The sequence below is a fragment of the Thiorhodococcus drewsii AZ1 genome (assembly GCF_000224065.1).
Lineage (GTDB): Bacteria > Pseudomonadota > Gammaproteobacteria > Chromatiales > Chromatiaceae > Imhoffiella > Imhoffiella drewsii.
Window position 1 is genome coordinate 94,573 of the sequence record NZ_AFWT01000001.1, and the last position, 14,609, is coordinate 109,181.

At 63.8% G+C, this 14,609-nt stretch carries 14 protein-coding genes; all 14 read left to right on the forward strand.

The genetic code is table 11. The features are described 5' to 3' along the window. Positions 1-14: 14 nt before the first annotated feature. The 14 genes from cutA (at position 15) to THIDRDRAFT_RS00480 (ending at position 14,595) form a co-directional block, all read left to right on the forward strand. Positions 15-338, forward strand: coding sequence for a divalent-cation tolerance protein CutA (gene cutA, locus THIDRDRAFT_RS00415; protein ID WP_007038796.1), 324 nt, complete (start codon positions 15-17; stop codon positions 336-338). Continuing rightward, entirely contained in the window at positions 323-2,716 is a 2,394-nt protein-coding gene (gene dsbD / locus THIDRDRAFT_RS00420) for a protein-disulfide reductase DsbD (protein ID WP_007038797.1), read from the forward strand. Before cutA ends, dsbD begins: the two co-directional genes overlap by 16 nt. Further along, entirely contained in the window at positions 2,713-3,294 is a 582-nt protein-coding gene (locus THIDRDRAFT_RS00425; RefSeq protein ID WP_007038798.1) for a TlpA family protein disulfide reductase, read from the forward strand. Before dsbD ends, THIDRDRAFT_RS00425 begins: the two co-directional genes overlap by 4 nt. A gap of 205 nt (positions 3,295-3,499) precedes the next feature. Further along, positions 3,500-3,961, forward strand: coding sequence for a type II 3-dehydroquinate dehydratase (gene aroQ / locus THIDRDRAFT_RS00430; RefSeq protein WP_007038799.1), 462 nt, complete (start codon positions 3,500-3,502; stop codon positions 3,959-3,961). A gap of 2 nt (positions 3,962-3,963) precedes the next feature. After that, positions 3,964-4,425: an acetyl-CoA carboxylase biotin carboxyl carrier protein gene (gene accB, locus THIDRDRAFT_RS00435; protein WP_007038800.1), complete on the forward strand. Its 462-nt coding sequence runs from the start codon at positions 3,964-3,966 to the stop codon at positions 4,423-4,425. A gap of 127 nt (positions 4,426-4,552) precedes the next feature. Further along, a complete protein-coding gene (accC, locus tag THIDRDRAFT_RS00440) occupies positions 4,553-5,893 on the forward strand; it encodes an acetyl-CoA carboxylase biotin carboxylase subunit (protein WP_007038801.1) in 1,341 nt (446 codons plus the stop codon). A 10-nt stretch (positions 5,894-5,903) separates the two neighbouring features. Next, positions 5,904-6,788 carry a 50S ribosomal protein L11 methyltransferase gene (prmA, locus tag THIDRDRAFT_RS00445; protein WP_007038802.1) on the forward strand — a complete coding sequence of 295 codons (885 nt, stop codon included), beginning with the start codon at positions 5,904-5,906 and terminating at the stop codon, positions 6,786-6,788. 115 nt (positions 6,789-6,903) lie between these two features. After that, positions 6,904-7,959: a tRNA dihydrouridine synthase DusB gene (gene dusB / locus THIDRDRAFT_RS00450; protein WP_007038803.1), complete on the forward strand. Its 1,056-nt coding sequence runs from the start codon at positions 6,904-6,906 to the stop codon at positions 7,957-7,959. Continuing rightward, positions 7,956-8,264 (forward strand): helix-turn-helix domain-containing protein, encoded by a 309-nt coding sequence (locus tag THIDRDRAFT_RS00455; protein WP_007038804.1) that lies wholly within the window; start codon positions 7,956-7,958, stop codon positions 8,262-8,264. Before dusB ends, THIDRDRAFT_RS00455 begins: the two co-directional genes overlap by 4 nt. A 46-nt stretch (positions 8,265-8,310) precedes the next feature. Then, the gene (purH, locus tag THIDRDRAFT_RS00460) at positions 8,311-9,870 is read left to right on the forward strand and encodes a bifunctional phosphoribosylaminoimidazolecarboxamide formyltransferase/IMP cyclohydrolase (protein ID WP_007038805.1); all 1,560 of its coding nucleotides are present in this window, start codon (positions 8,311-8,313) and stop codon (positions 9,868-9,870) included. Between the two features lie 107 nt (positions 9,871-9,977). After that, positions 9,978-10,754 carry an acyl-ACP--UDP-N-acetylglucosamine O-acyltransferase gene (lpxA, locus tag THIDRDRAFT_RS00465; protein WP_007038806.1) on the forward strand — a complete coding sequence of 259 codons (777 nt, stop codon included), beginning with the start codon at positions 9,978-9,980 and terminating at the stop codon, positions 10,752-10,754. Between the two features lie 118 nt (positions 10,755-10,872). After that, positions 10,873-12,156 (forward strand): phosphoribosylamine--glycine ligase, encoded by a 1,284-nt coding sequence (purD, locus tag THIDRDRAFT_RS00470; RefSeq protein WP_007038807.1) that lies wholly within the window; start codon positions 10,873-10,875, stop codon positions 12,154-12,156. 136 nt (positions 12,157-12,292) lie between these two features. Continuing rightward, positions 12,293-13,918 carry a tetratricopeptide repeat-containing response regulator gene (locus THIDRDRAFT_RS00475; RefSeq protein ID WP_040843510.1) on the forward strand — a complete coding sequence of 542 codons (1,626 nt, stop codon included), beginning with the start codon at positions 12,293-12,295 and terminating at the stop codon, positions 13,916-13,918. A 5-nt stretch (positions 13,919-13,923) separates the two neighbouring features. Next, positions 13,924-14,595: a sensor histidine kinase gene (locus THIDRDRAFT_RS00480; protein WP_007038809.1), complete on the forward strand. Its 672-nt coding sequence runs from the start codon at positions 13,924-13,926 to the stop codon at positions 14,593-14,595. Positions 14,596-14,609: the final 14 nt, after the last annotated feature.

Here is a 14,609-nt window from a genome sequence, read left to right on the forward strand (position 1 = left end):
GAGGCTCACGGCCCATGCACTCACGACATCGCCTGATGCTCTGCACCTGTCCCGACCCGGAAACAGCGCGGACACTGGCCGAGCGACTGGTCGAGGAACGGCTCGCCGCCTGCGTCAGCCTGCTTCCCGGCGTCACCTCCGTCTACCGCTGGGAGGACACGATTCAGCAGGACACCGAAACGCAGATGCTCATCAAGACCTCCTCCGTGCGGGTCGCGGAGCTGACCGCACGGCTGCGCGAGTTGCATCCCTACGAGGTACCCGAGATCATCGCCATCCCGATCACGGAAGGACTCTCCGACTATCTGAGCTGGGTAGATTCATGCACAACACCCTGAACGCACGCCGCAGACATTCCGACACTCAGGCGTCAGCCCACCTGCCCGCCTGGGCCCACATCAGGAACTGGATTCCGGTCCTGCTGCTGACCGTGGCGCTGATGGCATCGATGCTGGCGCGAACCGCACTCGCCGACGAAGAGTTCCTTCAGCCCGACCAGGCGTTCAAGGTCTCGGCCCAGGCGGACGGACCGGATGCCGTCCTGATCCGTTGGGACATTGCCGAAGGCTACTACCTCTACCAGAGCAAATTCCGCGTCGACACCGACACGGTCGGCATCGCGCTGGGCCAGCCGCAGCTTCCGGAGGCCGAGATCAAGCAGGACGAGTTCTTCGGCGCCGTTCCCATCTATCACGAAACGCTCAGCGTTCGAGTCCCGGTCACACGCGATCCGGGCGCAGGGAATCGACTCGACCTCAAGCTGATCTCGCAGGGGTGCGCGGAGGCGGGGCTCTGTTATCCGCCGCATCGCCAGACGCTCTCGGTCGAGCTACCGCCCATGACCAAGGCGCACACCACGCAGCAGCCCCCCGCCCCTGCCCAGACGACCAAGCCCTTGGCCGCCAGCGCTCTCGGGCTGAACGACGCATTCGGCGTCGCGCGTGAAGACGCGCTGCCGACCGTCGAGGAGGCATTCCGCTTCCAGGCCGAGGTCGCCGCGCCCGACCGGCTGCAACTGACCTGGGACATCGCCCCCGGCACCTATCTCTATCGACATCTGATCCAGGTCGCCCTGGAAGACGAGGACGGCGTCCGACTCGGGGCCTTCGAGCTACCGCAAGGCGAGACCAAACGAGACGCCGTGCTACCGGACGGAAGCCTGGGCGACATCCAGGTCTACCACGATCGCATCGACCTGACGCTGCCTCTGTTGCGCGATACGCCCGAGCCGACCGAGATCACCCTGGTCGTCAAGTATCAAGGCTGCGCCGAACTCGGCGTCTGCTATCCGCCCCAGACCCAGCGGGTACGCCTCGAACTGCCAGCAGCCAGCACGACGGCATCGGCGCCAACCGCCACCACTCGCACAGCCGCATCCAGCGTGCCCGAACCGACCGACAGCCTGCCGGTCGCTGAGCAGGACCGGATCGCCGCCGTCCTTGCCGAAGGCAGTCTCTGGGTCATCATCGCCGCCTTTTTCGGCTTTGGACTGCTGCTCGCCTTCACGCCCTGCATCTTTCCCATGATCCCCATCCTCTCGGGCATCATCGCCGGTCAGGGGGCACAGATCACCACCCGCAAGGCCTTTATCTTGTCGCTGGTCTATGTCCTGGCGATGGCCCTGACCTACACGCTCGCGGGCGTTCTAGCCGGGCTGTTCGGCGCCAACCTCCAAGCACTGTTCCAGAACCCCTGGATCCTCTCCGCCTTCGCCCTGGTGTTCGTGCTGCTGGCGCTGTCCATGTTCGGCTTCTACGATCTGCAGTTGCCGTCGAGCCTGCAGACCCGACTGGCCGCGCTCAGCAATCGCCAGCAGGGGGGCACCCTCATCGGGGTCGCCATCATGGGCCTGCTCTCGGCGCTCATCGTCGGCCCTTGCGTGGCACCCCCGCTGTTCGGCGCGCTCATCTACATCAGCCAGACCGGCGACGCGCTGCTCGGCGGACTCGCCTTGTTCGCGCTCAGCCTGGGCATGGGCGCGCCGCTCATCGTCATCGGCACCTCGGCCGGCAAGCTGCTGCCGCGCGCCGGAGTCTGGATGGACGCGGTCAAGGCGATCTTCGGGGTCGCCCTGCTCGGGGTCGCCATCCTGCTGCTCGAGCGCATCCTGGCGCCCGCCATCGCCATGGTGCTCTGGGGTCTGCTAGCCATCTGCTCGGCGGTCTATCTCGGCGCGCTCAGCCAACTGCCGCCCGACAGCAGCGGCTGGAGCAAACTCTGGAAGGGGCTCGGCATCACCCTGCTCGTCTACGGCACACTCATGCTGGTCGGCGCCGCCGCCGGTGGCAAGGACACCTTGCAACCGCTGCGCGGACTCATGACGGGAATGCCCGCACAGGTCGCCGAGCACGCCCTATTCCAGCGCATCAAGACCACGGACGACCTGGAGCGGGCACTGGCCGAGGCACAGTCAGCGGGCCGTCCAACCATGCTGGACTTCTACGCCGACTGGTGCGTCTCCTGTAAGGAGATGGAGCGCTATACCTTCAGCGATCCGGCCGTGACGGCCGAGATGGCGCGCTTCAACCTATTGCAGGCGGACGTGACCGCCAACGACCCAGCCGATCGCGCCCTGATGCAGGAGCGATTCGGCATTCCCGGACCGCCGGCCATCCTCTTCTTCGATCCCAGCGGGACCGAGCAGGCCAACATGAGACTGGTCGGTTTCAAGCCTGCCGAGGATTTCGCCAAGCATCTCAAAAGGATCCAGCCATGAAGCCGATCAAGGTCGTTCTCGTGACTGTCCTCGCCGGCGGCATCAGCATCGGTACAGCCATCTTCGGGCAGAAATGGTTGGGCGAAACTCCGCTGGTCGAGGGGCTCGCGGATCACAGCCGCAACCGTCTCGAAACACTACCCGACTTCCGTCTGCCAGACCTCGATGGACGTGAGGTCCCGAGCAACGCCTGGGCAGGGAAGGTGCTGGTCCTCAACTACTGGGCCACCTGGTGCCCTTCCTGCCTGAAGGAACTGCCGCTCTTCGTCAGCACCCAGAAGGCACTCAAAGACTCGGGAGTTCAGTTCGTCGGTATCACGGCAGACCAACCTCAGGACGTCCGAGATTTCGTCGCGGAGCACCCCATCAACTATCCTCTGCTCATCGCCGATCCCGAGGCGATCGAGCTCTCCAAACGGCTTGGAAACCGGCTTGAGGGACTGCCCTACACCGTTATCTTCGACCACCGTGGCCGCAAGGTTTTCAGCCAGCTCGGCCCCATGAACGAAACCGAGCTGCAGACACAACTCGCGGCCCTCGTCGTCCCATCCGCCCGGCGCTCGACCCGCACCGACTGAGGCGATTTCCGGGTAGATAGCGATCGCGCATCAACGACCCCCGGTTGACCGACCGCTGGGGTCAGTCAATCGGCGCCGGATCGACTCTCACTCTACGACTGGACAATTTCTGGGGAAATCAGCACAATTCGATGCGATTTACCGCCGATTCCGACCGGACCGGCAAGCCCACGAAATCGACATCGTCTGGAAGACAATAGGCGCCATGGCCTCGATCCTGGTCCTCAACGGACCCAACCTCAATTTGCTCGGCACCCGGGAACCGGGACACTATGGTCACGCGACCTTGGCGGACATCCAGCATCTTCTGGAGTCGACCGCACGGTCCGAGGGGCATGAACTCGAATTCATACAGAGCAACGCCGAGCACATCCTGATCGAGGCGGTCCATCGCGCCCAGCAGCGCGGGGTAGATTTCATCATCATCAATCCGGCGGCCTTCACCCACACCAGCGTCGCTTTGCGCGACGCCCTGCTTGCCGTGGCGATCCCCTTCATTGAGGTGCACCTGTCGAACGTGCACGCCCGCGAGCCATTTCGCGCCCACTCCTATTTTTCCGATATCGCGGTGGGCGTGATCTGCGGGCTCGGGGCCGAGGGATACGCACTGGCATTGCGCGCCGCGCTCAGCCGACTGGCGCAAGGCACTAAGAACGAGAACAACTGACAATGGATATCCGCAAGGTTAAGAAGTTGATCGAGCTGTTGGAGCAATCCGACGTCGCCGAGATCGAGATCCACGAGGGTGAGGAATCCGTGCGCATCAGCCGCCACGGCAGCGCCTCCATGCCCGTCTACATGCCTCAGCCCATGGCGGCAGGGGCCGCTGCGGCCCCCGTCGCGCCAACGTCTGCGGCGGCCCCTGTTGCCGCCGATGAAGAAGATGAAGAGCTCAGCGGCGACATCGTGCGCTCACCCATGGTCGGCACCTTCTATCGCGCACCTGCGCCCGGCTCCAAGCCGTTCGTCGAGGAAGGGCATGCGGTCAAGGCCGGCGATACGCTCTGCATCATCGAGGCCATGAAGATCCTCAACCAGATCGAGTGCGAGCACTCGGGCACGGTCAAACGCATCCTGGTCGATAACGGTCAGCCGGTCGAATACAACCAGCCGCTGTTCATCATCGAATGACCACCGGATTCCGATTCCACTCGGATCGGAACCCGCGTTACCGCGCCCGACCGAAACCGCGCCGCATCTGGCACGGTTCCGGTCGAATCCGCCGTCCCCAACAGAAGACATTCCCATCATGGCTGCAATGATCGAGAAGGTTCTGATCGCCAATCGGGGCGAGATCGCGCTGCGTATCCTGCGCGCCTGCCGCGAACTCGGGATCAAAACCGTCGCTGTCCACTCCGAAGCCGACCGCGACCTGAAACACGTGCTGCTGGCGGATGAATCCGTCTGCATCGGACCGGCGGCCGCCCTTCAGAGCTATCTGAATGTCCCGGCCATCATCAGTGCGGCCGAGGTCACGGATACGGTCGCGATCCACCCAGGCTACGGCTTTTTGTCCGAAAACGCCGACTTCGCCGAACGCGTCGAGCGCTCCGGATTCATTTTCATCGGCCCCAAGCCCGACACCATCCGCATGATGGGCGACAAGGTCTCGGCCATCGCCGCCATGAAGGCGGCCGGCGTGCCCTGCGTCCCAGGCTCGGACGGACCGATCGACGACAACAAGAAACGCACCCTGGAACTGGCGCGCGAGATCGGCTATCCGATCATGATCAAGGCGTCCGGCGGCGGCGGCGGTCGCGGGATGCGCGTGGTGCACTCCGAGGCGACCCTGCTCAACGCCATCTCCCTGACCAAGGCGGAGGCGGCTGCGGCCTTCAACAACGACATGGTCTACATGGAGAAGTATCTGGAGAACCCGCGCCACATCGAGTTCCAGATCCTCGCCGACCAGATGGGCAACGCGATTCACCTGGGCGAGCGCGACTGCTCCATGCAGCGCCGCCACCAGAAGGTCCTGGAAGAGGCCCCCGCACCCGGCATCACCGAAGAGGAACGCAACGAGATCGGCGAGCGCTGCGCTGCGGCCTGCCGCGCCATCGGCTATCGCGGCGCAGGCACCTTCGAGTTCCTCTACGAGAACGGGCACTTCTATTTCATCGAGATGAACACCCGCGTCCAAGTCGAGCATCCGGTAACCGAGATGGTCACGGGCGTCGACATCGTGAAGGAGCAGATCCTGATCGCAGCCGGCGAGCCGTTGCGCTACACGCAGCAGGACATCCAGCTACGCGGTCACGCCATCGAGTGCCGCGTCAACGCCGAAGACTCCGAGACATTCATGCCGAGTCCGGGCAAAATCACCGAGTTCCATGCGCCGGGTGGACCGGGCGTGCGGGTCGAGACCCATATCTACTCGGGCTACACGGTCCCCTGCCACTACGACTCCATGATCGGCAAACTGATCACCCACGGCGAGGATCGTGAGGCGGCGATCGCGCGCATGTGCAACGCCCTGCGCGAAACCGTGATCGACGGCATCAATACCAACATCAAGCTCCAACGTTCCATCCTGCGCGACGGCGCCTTCCTCGCCGGTGGGGCGAACATCCACTATCTCGAAAAGAAGCTCGGGATGTAACGGCGATCACATGCCCTGGTTACAGCTTTCATTCAACGTCCCGCGCACCCAAGCGGAAACCTTCTCGCTCAATCTTGAGATCGCCGGCGCACTCTCGGTCACCCTCGGGGACGCGGGCGACGAACCGCAGCTGGAACCGGGTCCGGGCGAAACGCCGCTCTGGTCGGAGGTGACCCTCACGGCCTTGTTCGACAATGACCCCGAGAACCAGGCACTGGTCGAGCGGCTGGCGCAGCACATTGGCGGGCAGCTGGGTTCGGCCCCGCGCATCGAGCGGATAGAGGATCAGGTGTGGGAGCGCGTCTGGCTCGACACCTTCAAGCCGGCCCGCTTCGGCCGGCGTCTCTGGATCTGTCCGCACGGCCAGCCTCCGGAGGCCGACGACGCGGTGGTGGTCAACCTGGATCCCGGACTGGCCTTCGGCACCGGACACCACGCCACCACGGCGCTCTGTCTCGAATGGCTGGACGGGGCCGATCTCACCGGCAAAACCGTCCTCGACTTCGGCTGTGGCTCGGGCATTCTGGCCATCGCCGCGCTCAAGCTCGGGGCCGCACGCGCCATCGCCGTCGACCACGACCAGCAGGCACTGGACGCCACCCACGACAACGCGACCGCCAACGGCGTCTCTGAGCGCCTGGAGGTCTATCTTCCGGAACAGGCGCCCGAACAGGCGGTCGACTGCGTGCTGGCGAACATTCTCGCCGGTCCGCTGGTCAGCTTGGCACCGACCCTGATCGCGCGCCTGGACGTGGGAGGCGACCTGGTTCTCTCGGGGATCCTCGCCGATCAGATCGAGACCGTCAGCAGCGCCTACGCAGAGCGGATCCAGCTCGAACCCCCGCGTCTGCGCGAGGATTGGGCGCTGATCTGCGGACGACGCCCCCGCACCTGATCCGCGCCGAGGCACCACATCGGTCATCGCACCCTCGCCATCGGTCGCAGCCGGCTCGACCGCGACCGACCGATTCGTCATCATAGAGACACATTCCAGCCGCCCGTCGTTTGCCGTGGTCGAAACCCAATCTCCCCTGATCCGTCCGTTCAGCATCGGGCCCTACCGGCTTGCGAACAATCTGATCCTAGCCCCCATGGCCGGCATCACCGACCGCCCCTACCGCTCGCTCTGTCGACGCATGGGCGCTGGACTCGCCGTGGCCGAAATGGTCTCGTCCAACACCACGCTCTGGGGCCAGCGCAAGTCGCTCAAGCGACTCGACTACAGCGGTGAGGACGGACCGATCTCGGCCCAGATCGTCGGCTCGGATCCTGCCGAGATGGCCGAGGCGGCGCGCGTCAACCTTGACCTTGGCGCCGACATCATCGACATCAACATGGGCTGCCCGGCGAAGAAGGTCTGCAAGGTGGCGGCGGGATCGGCGCTGCTGCGCGACGAGCTGTTGGTCGGACACATCCTGGAGGCTGTGGTCGGCGCCGTGTCGGCACCCGTCACCCTCAAGATCCGCACCGGCTGGTCGCCCGAGAGCCGCAACGCGGTGCGTATCGCCGAGATCGCGCGCGACTGCGGCATCGCCGCGCTCACGGTGCACGGACGCACCCGGGCCTGTTCCTATGGGATCGCGGCCGAATACGACAGCATCCGAGCCATCCGCGAACAGGTCTCGATCCCGCTGATCGCCAACGGCGATATCGCGAGCTCCGAACAGGCACGACACGTCCTAGACTACACGGGCGCCGATGCTATCATGATTGGACGCGCGGCCCAGGGACGCCCCTGGATCTTCCGCGATATCGCCGCCGAACTGGCCTCGGACAGCCACGCCTCCGAGGCGGCGCATGTTGGAATCCACCGCCCGGACCGAATCCCGCCCGCCAGCTGGATCAGAGACATTCTGAGGGAGCACCTAGAGGCGCTCTATCTGTTCTACGGCCACCATGGCGGCGTGCGCATCGCGCGCAAACACATCGCCTGGTACTGCCGTCACCTGCCTGGTGCGGCAAAATTTAGAGACGACATCAACCGAACGGAGACCCCGTCCGAGCAACTGTCTCGGGTTCTCGCGTTCCTCGACCAATGCCCCGACACGGAGACGAAAGCAGCATGAAGACAGCGGCTGCGAAAGACGCATCGGCACACGAATCAACGGGGCTCCAACTCCTGGAGGCGAACCGCGCCGATCCGCTTGGGGTCTGCGTGCGCAACGCACTCAAGTTCTATCTCGAAAACATGGCGGATCACGAAGCGACCGGGCTCTACAGCCTGGTCATGGAGGAGGTCGAGCGGCCTCTCTTCGAAACCGTCCTCAATCACACCAACGGCAATTTGAGTCATGCCTCGCGGATGCTCGGCATGACGCGCAGCACCCTGCGCAAGCGGCTCACCGACTACGGGATCGAGCGCGACCTCTGAGCGTCGAGTTACCGCCCTTCAAGCACACAGAATCCGGACCATATAGATGCAAGCCATACAACGCGCCCTGATCAGCGTTTCCGACAAGACCGGCCTGGTCGATTTCGCCAAGGAACTCGCCGCCCGTGGCGTCGAGATCCTCTCCACCGGCGGAACCGCCCGTCTGCTCGCCGACCAGGGCATCCCGGTGATCGAGGTCTCCGACTTCACCGGCTTCCCGGAAATGATGGACGGACGCGTCAAGACGCTGCATCCGCGCATCCACGGCGGTATCCTCGGCCGTCGCGGCATCGACGATCAGGTGATGGCCGATAACCAGATCCAGCCGATCGACCTGGTCGTGGTCAACCTCTACCCCTTCGAGCAGACGGTCGCCAAGCCCGATTGCGATCTGCCGACCGCGATCGAGAACATCGACATCGGCGGTCCCACCCTGCTGCGCGCTGCGGCCAAGAACCACGCCAGCGTGACCGTGGTGGTCGACGCCTCGGACTATCCGCGCGTCCTGGCCGAAATGGCCGACGCGGGCGGCGTGAGCGACGCAACCCGCTTCGACCTGGCGGCCAAGGTCTTCGAGCACACCGCCCGCTACGACGGCGCCATCGCCAACTATCTGGGCGCGCGCGCCGAGGGCGAGAGCGAGAGCGGCTTCCCGCGCGTCCTCAGCCTCCAGTTCAAGCGCAAGCAGTCGATGCGCTACGGCGAGAACCCGCACCAGAACGCGGCCTTCTATGTCGAGCACGCGATCAAGGAGGCCGGCATCTCGACCGCCGAGCAGACCCAGGGCAAGGAACTCTCCTACAACAACATCGCCGACACCGACGCCGCGCTCGAATGCGTCAAGCAGTTCGACGAGGCCCCGGCCTGCGTCATCGTCAAGCACGCCAACCCCTGCGGCGTCGCCTTCGGCGCCAACCTGCTGGAGGCCTACGACCGCGCCTACTCGACGGATCCCGAATCGGCCTTCGGCGGCATCATCGCCTTCAACCGCGCGCTCGACGCCGAGACCGCAAGCGCCATCGTCGAGCGCCAGTTCGTCGAGGTCATCATCGCGCCCAGCATCTCGGACGCGGCCCGCGAGGTCGTGGCGGCCAAGAAGAACGTGCGTCTGCTCGCCTGCGGCGACTGGTCCAGCGAGTCCGTCCATCGCTTCGACTTCAAGCGGGTCAACGGCGGTCTCCTGGTCCAGGACGCCGACCTGCGTCTCACCGGTGACGTGCGCGTGGTGACCGAGCGCGAGCCGACGCCCGAGCAGATGGACGACCTGCTCTTCACCTGGCGGGTGGCCAAGTTCGTCAAGTCCAACGCCATCGTCTACGGCCGCGAGCGCATGACCATCGGCGTCGGCGCCGGACAGATGAGCCGGGTCAACTCCGCGCGCATCGCCCGCATCAAGGCCGAGCAGGCGGGCCTCGTGGTAGCCGGTTCCGTGATGGCGTCCGACGCCTTCTTCCCCTTCCGCGACGGCATCGACCAGGCAGCGGAGGCCGGCATCACGGCGGTCATCCAGCCCGGTGGATCCATGCGTGACGAAGAGGTCATCACCGCCGCCAACGAGCACGGCATGACCATGGTCTTCACCGGAATGCGCCACTTCCGTCATTGAGAGCGGTCAGCTTCCAGCCCCCAGCCTCCAGCTGTCGAGCCATTAGAGTGGCGAGGTTCCAGACAGCCACCGCTGGAGGCTGAAGGCTGAAAGCTGGAGGCTATCCCATGTCCATCCATCCCACTGCCATCGTCGAGGACGGGGCCGAGGTCGACCCCAGCGTCGCCATCGGCCCCTACTCCATCGTCGAGTCCGGCGCCGTCATCGGCGAGGGCTGCCGCATCGAGAGTTGCGTGCGCATCTTTGCCAATACCCGCATGGGCCGCGACAACCGGGTCTGCCACGGTGTGACGCTCGGCTCCGAACCGCAGGACCTGACCTTCACGCCCGAGAAGGCGCGCCCGCTGGTCATCGGCGACCGCAATCATTTCAAGGAAGGGGTGAACATCAGCTGCGGCGTCAAATCGGAGGAAGGCACGCGAATCGGCAGCGACAATTTCTGGATGGCCTTTTCGCACGCGGGCCATGACTGCGTCGTCGGCGATCACAACATCTTCGCCAACACGGCGACTCTGGCCGGTCATGTCGAGGTCGAGGACCGCACCTTCATCTCGGGGCAGGTCGCGGTGCATCAGTTCTGTCGCATCGGTTCACTGGCCATGGTGGCCGGGGTCACCGGCGTCGCCCAGGACGTACCGCCCTATGCACTGGTGGATGGGCACCGCGCGCGCATGCTCGGACTGAATGTCGTTGGACTGAGACGCAACGGTTTCACCCAAGAGCAGCGCAGCCGCATCAAGGCGGTCTACCGCCTGGTGCTGCGTTCGGGCCTGAAACAGGCCGAGGCGTTGGCCCGAGCTGAGCAAGACTATCCCGGCCCCGAAACCGACCACATTCTGAGCTTCATCCGATCGAGCCGACGGGGACTCGTCTCCTTCGACTAGGAGCGCCTTGTCGCACCCGACTTTCGCCAGCCGCCAGACGCGGCCGGCTCCCGATATTCGGCATCGGCAATGCCGACCCTCTTCCAAGTACACTAACGATTCAATCTGGAGACGTTCGATGAAGATTTTGATCATTGGCAGCGGTGGGCGCGAGCACGCACTTGCCTGGAAGGCTGCTCAGTCCCCGCTGGCGGAGCAGATCTTCGTCGCCCCGGGCAATGGCGGCACGGCATGCGAGCCCGGAGTCCAGAACCTACCGATCTCGGCGACAGACATTGCGGCGCTCGTCCGCTTCGCCCGCGAGGAATCCATCGGTCTGACCATCGTCGGCCCCGAGGCCCCGCTGGTCGCCGGCCTGGTCGATGCTTTCGAGGCGACCGGCCTACCCTGCTTCGGCCCCACGCAGAGCGCCGCACAGCTCGAAGGCTCGAAGGCATTCACCAAGGACTTCCTCACCCGTCACGGCATTCCGACCGCAAGCTACGGGGTCTTCACCGAGATCGAGCCCGCGCTCGACTACCTGCGGGTGATCGGCGCACCGGTCGTGGTCAAGGCCGATGGACTGGCCGCCGGCAAGGGCGTCATCCTGGCCGACGACCTGGCGACCGCCGAGGCCGCAGTGCGCGACATGCTTGACGCGGGCCGTTTCGGCACGGCCGGCGCCCGCGTGGTGATCGAGGAATTTCTCACCGGCGAGGAGGCGAGCTTCATCGCCATGGTCGACGGCGGCAACATCCTGCCGCTGGCCTCCTCTCAGGACCACAAGGCACGTGACGACGGCGACCAGGGTCCCAATACCGGAGGCATGGGCGCCTATTCGCCCGCCCCCATCGTCACACCCGAGATCCACGCACGCATCATGCGCGAGGTCATGGAGCCAACCATTGCCGGACTCGCCAGCGAAGGCATCCGTTATTTGGGTTTTCTGTACGCCGGCATCATGATTGACGGGGATGGCACCCCGAAGGTACTGGAATTCAACTGCAGAATGGGCGACCCCGAAACCCAGCCGTTACTGGTACGGCTCAAATCAGATCTGGTCGAACTCTGCCTCGCTGCGGTCGAGGGCCGGCTCGATACCGCGACCGCCGACTGGGATCCACGTGCCGCGCTCGGTGTCGTGATGGCGGCCGGCGGCTACCCTGAAGACTATGCGACGGGCGATCGCATCTCGGGGCTCGACGCGATTCCAGCGGATGAGGCCAAGGTCTTTCACGCCGGCACTGCGCTGGACGGCGATGAGGTCGTCACCAACGGCGGACGCGTACTCTGCGTGACAGCACTTGGACAAGGCGTTTACGAGGCGAATAAGCTAGCCTATAGAGCCGTTGATCGGATTCACTGGGACGGCTGCTTCTGTCGCCGGGACATTGGGTATCGAGCGATCGCACGGGAAGGCTGAGAACCCTCGCCGACCGCGACGTATCATGCTGACACGAGGAATCGGTCGCGCCGTGCGACCGGCTCACTGAGTCGACTTCATGTCCCGCGAGGAGCGCGCGGCTTCGATCATTCTCAGGGGCGTGGAGAACACTAGAATGCCAGCAGGACTTTTATCCAAGACCTATCTCGTCATCGACGATTTTCCGGATATGCGCGCGGCGATCCGCAGCATTATTCGCTCAATCGGCGCAACCCAGGTCGACCAGGCGCGTGACGGCAAGGAAGCCATCGATCTGATGCAGAAAACCCGCTATGACATCATCCTCTGCGACTACAATCTCGGCCCAGGCAAGGACGGACAACAGATCCTCGAAGAAGCGCGTTATCGTCAGCTGATCGGCGTCGACACCATTTTCGTCATGATCACGGCTGAAAATACACGCGACATGGTGATGGGCGCGGTGGAGCACATCCCCGATAGCTATCTCTCCAAACCCTTCACCAAGGAACTGCTGCAGAAACGGTTGGAGAAACTCTACGCACGCAAGGCCGATCTGCAAACGGTCAACAAGGCCCTGATGGCCAAAAACTATAACGCCGCGATCGCCGAGCTCGACCGCCTCATCTCCACCAACCCCAAGAACCTCTCCGAGCTTCTGAAGCTCAAGGCCGAGACCTGTATCACGACCAGCCGATATGATGACGCCAAGGAGATCTACGACCAGGTCCTCGACGCGCGCGAGATCCCCTGGGCGAGACTGGGCCTGGGGAAGGTTCAGTTCTACAAGACCGACTACCCTCAGGCCCGGGAAACCTTCGAGCAACTGATCGCCCAGGACCCGAATCTCATTCTCGCCTACGACTGGCTGGCCAAGACCCAGTCTGCGCTGAAGGAATTCACGGTGGCGGAGAAGACGCTTCAGACCGCCGTGAAGCTGTCGCCGCGCGGGCTTAAACGCCAGCAGCTTCTCGGCGACCTGGCACTTGGAAACGGCGACAGCGAGCAGGCCGAAATCGCCTACGAACACGCCGTGACGCTGGCCAAAAACTCCGTCTTGAATCATCCCGCGCTATTCGCCGGACTGGCGAAATCCAAGTCCGCGAACAACAAACACACGGAGGCGCTCAAGGTCATCGCCGACATCGGCAAGAAGTTCCAAGGCAGCGATGAGGCAGCCTTCTATGTCGCCAGCACGACGGCCTTGGTGAAACACTCACAGGGGGATACCGAAGGCGCGCAGGAGGCCATGCATGCCGCCGAGGCGGCCATGAAGGATCTTGGAGCGCGCGCCCAGGATCATCTGTTCGCCCTCGAAATGGCGACGACCTACTCCGAACTCGACGAAACGGACAAGGCCGCAGCCCTGCTTCATCAAACCATCGCCAACAATCACGACGAGCACGAATGCCTGGCGCAAATCGTTCAGATCTGCAGCAAGGCCGGCATAGAATACGATGCCGAAAAGGCCATCCGCGAAATTCGGCAGCACGTCGTCAAGACCAACAACGCGGGCGTTCGACTGATCAAGCAGGGCGACTTCGATGCCGCCATCACACTGCTACGCGAAGCGGCCGAAGAGATGCCGGCCAACAAGACCATCAACCTCAATGTGGCCAAGGCCATCATCATGAAGATGGAGCAAGCCGGCGCCACCAGCGAGGACATCCTGGCGGTGCGTCATTACGTGGAGCGCGTACAGGGGCTTGCACCCGGAGATTGGCGTGTGGCAGACATCCTCCTACGCCTTAGACAGCTTGCCCCCAAGGCCAGCGGAGAGTAGACACGATGGATTTTTCCGACATCCTCGCCTCATCCATTCACGACATCAAAAACTCGCTGGGGATGATCCTAAACAACCTCGACGACCTGATCACCAGCCCGGAAAACCACATCAAGGATCCGCGTCAAACCCGGTTGCTTCAGGATGAGGCACGTCGCGTCAACAGCAACCTAATCCAACTCCTGGCCCTCTACAAATTAGGCCACGCCGAACTGGTCGTACATGTCGCCGAGTACAACCTCGAGGACTTCCTCGATGAGGTGATCGCCGACAACCAGGCGGTCTGCAACGCGCTCGACATCCAACTCGATCAATCTTGCGCCCCGGACCTGAGCGGCTACTTCGACTCCGAACTCGTCAGGAGCGTGCTCGACAACGCGATCGGCAATGCCCGCCGTTACGCCAAGAGCCGTATTCTGTTGAGCGCCGATCACGAGAACGACGGCCTGGTGATCCGCGTCGAGGACGACGGAACGGGCTTCCCGGCACGATTCATCGGCCGATTGGACCCAACCCACCCGCTGCAACAAGGAGAGGGCGCCGGCCGCACCAAGTTGGGACATTATTTCTCGGCCCAGATCGCCAGCCTGCACAAGACATCCGACCATCAGGGATACATCCAGCTCAAAAACGGACACCAACTTTCGGGCGGCTGCCTCGAACTCTGGCTGCCCTAACGGCGTCTGGAGGA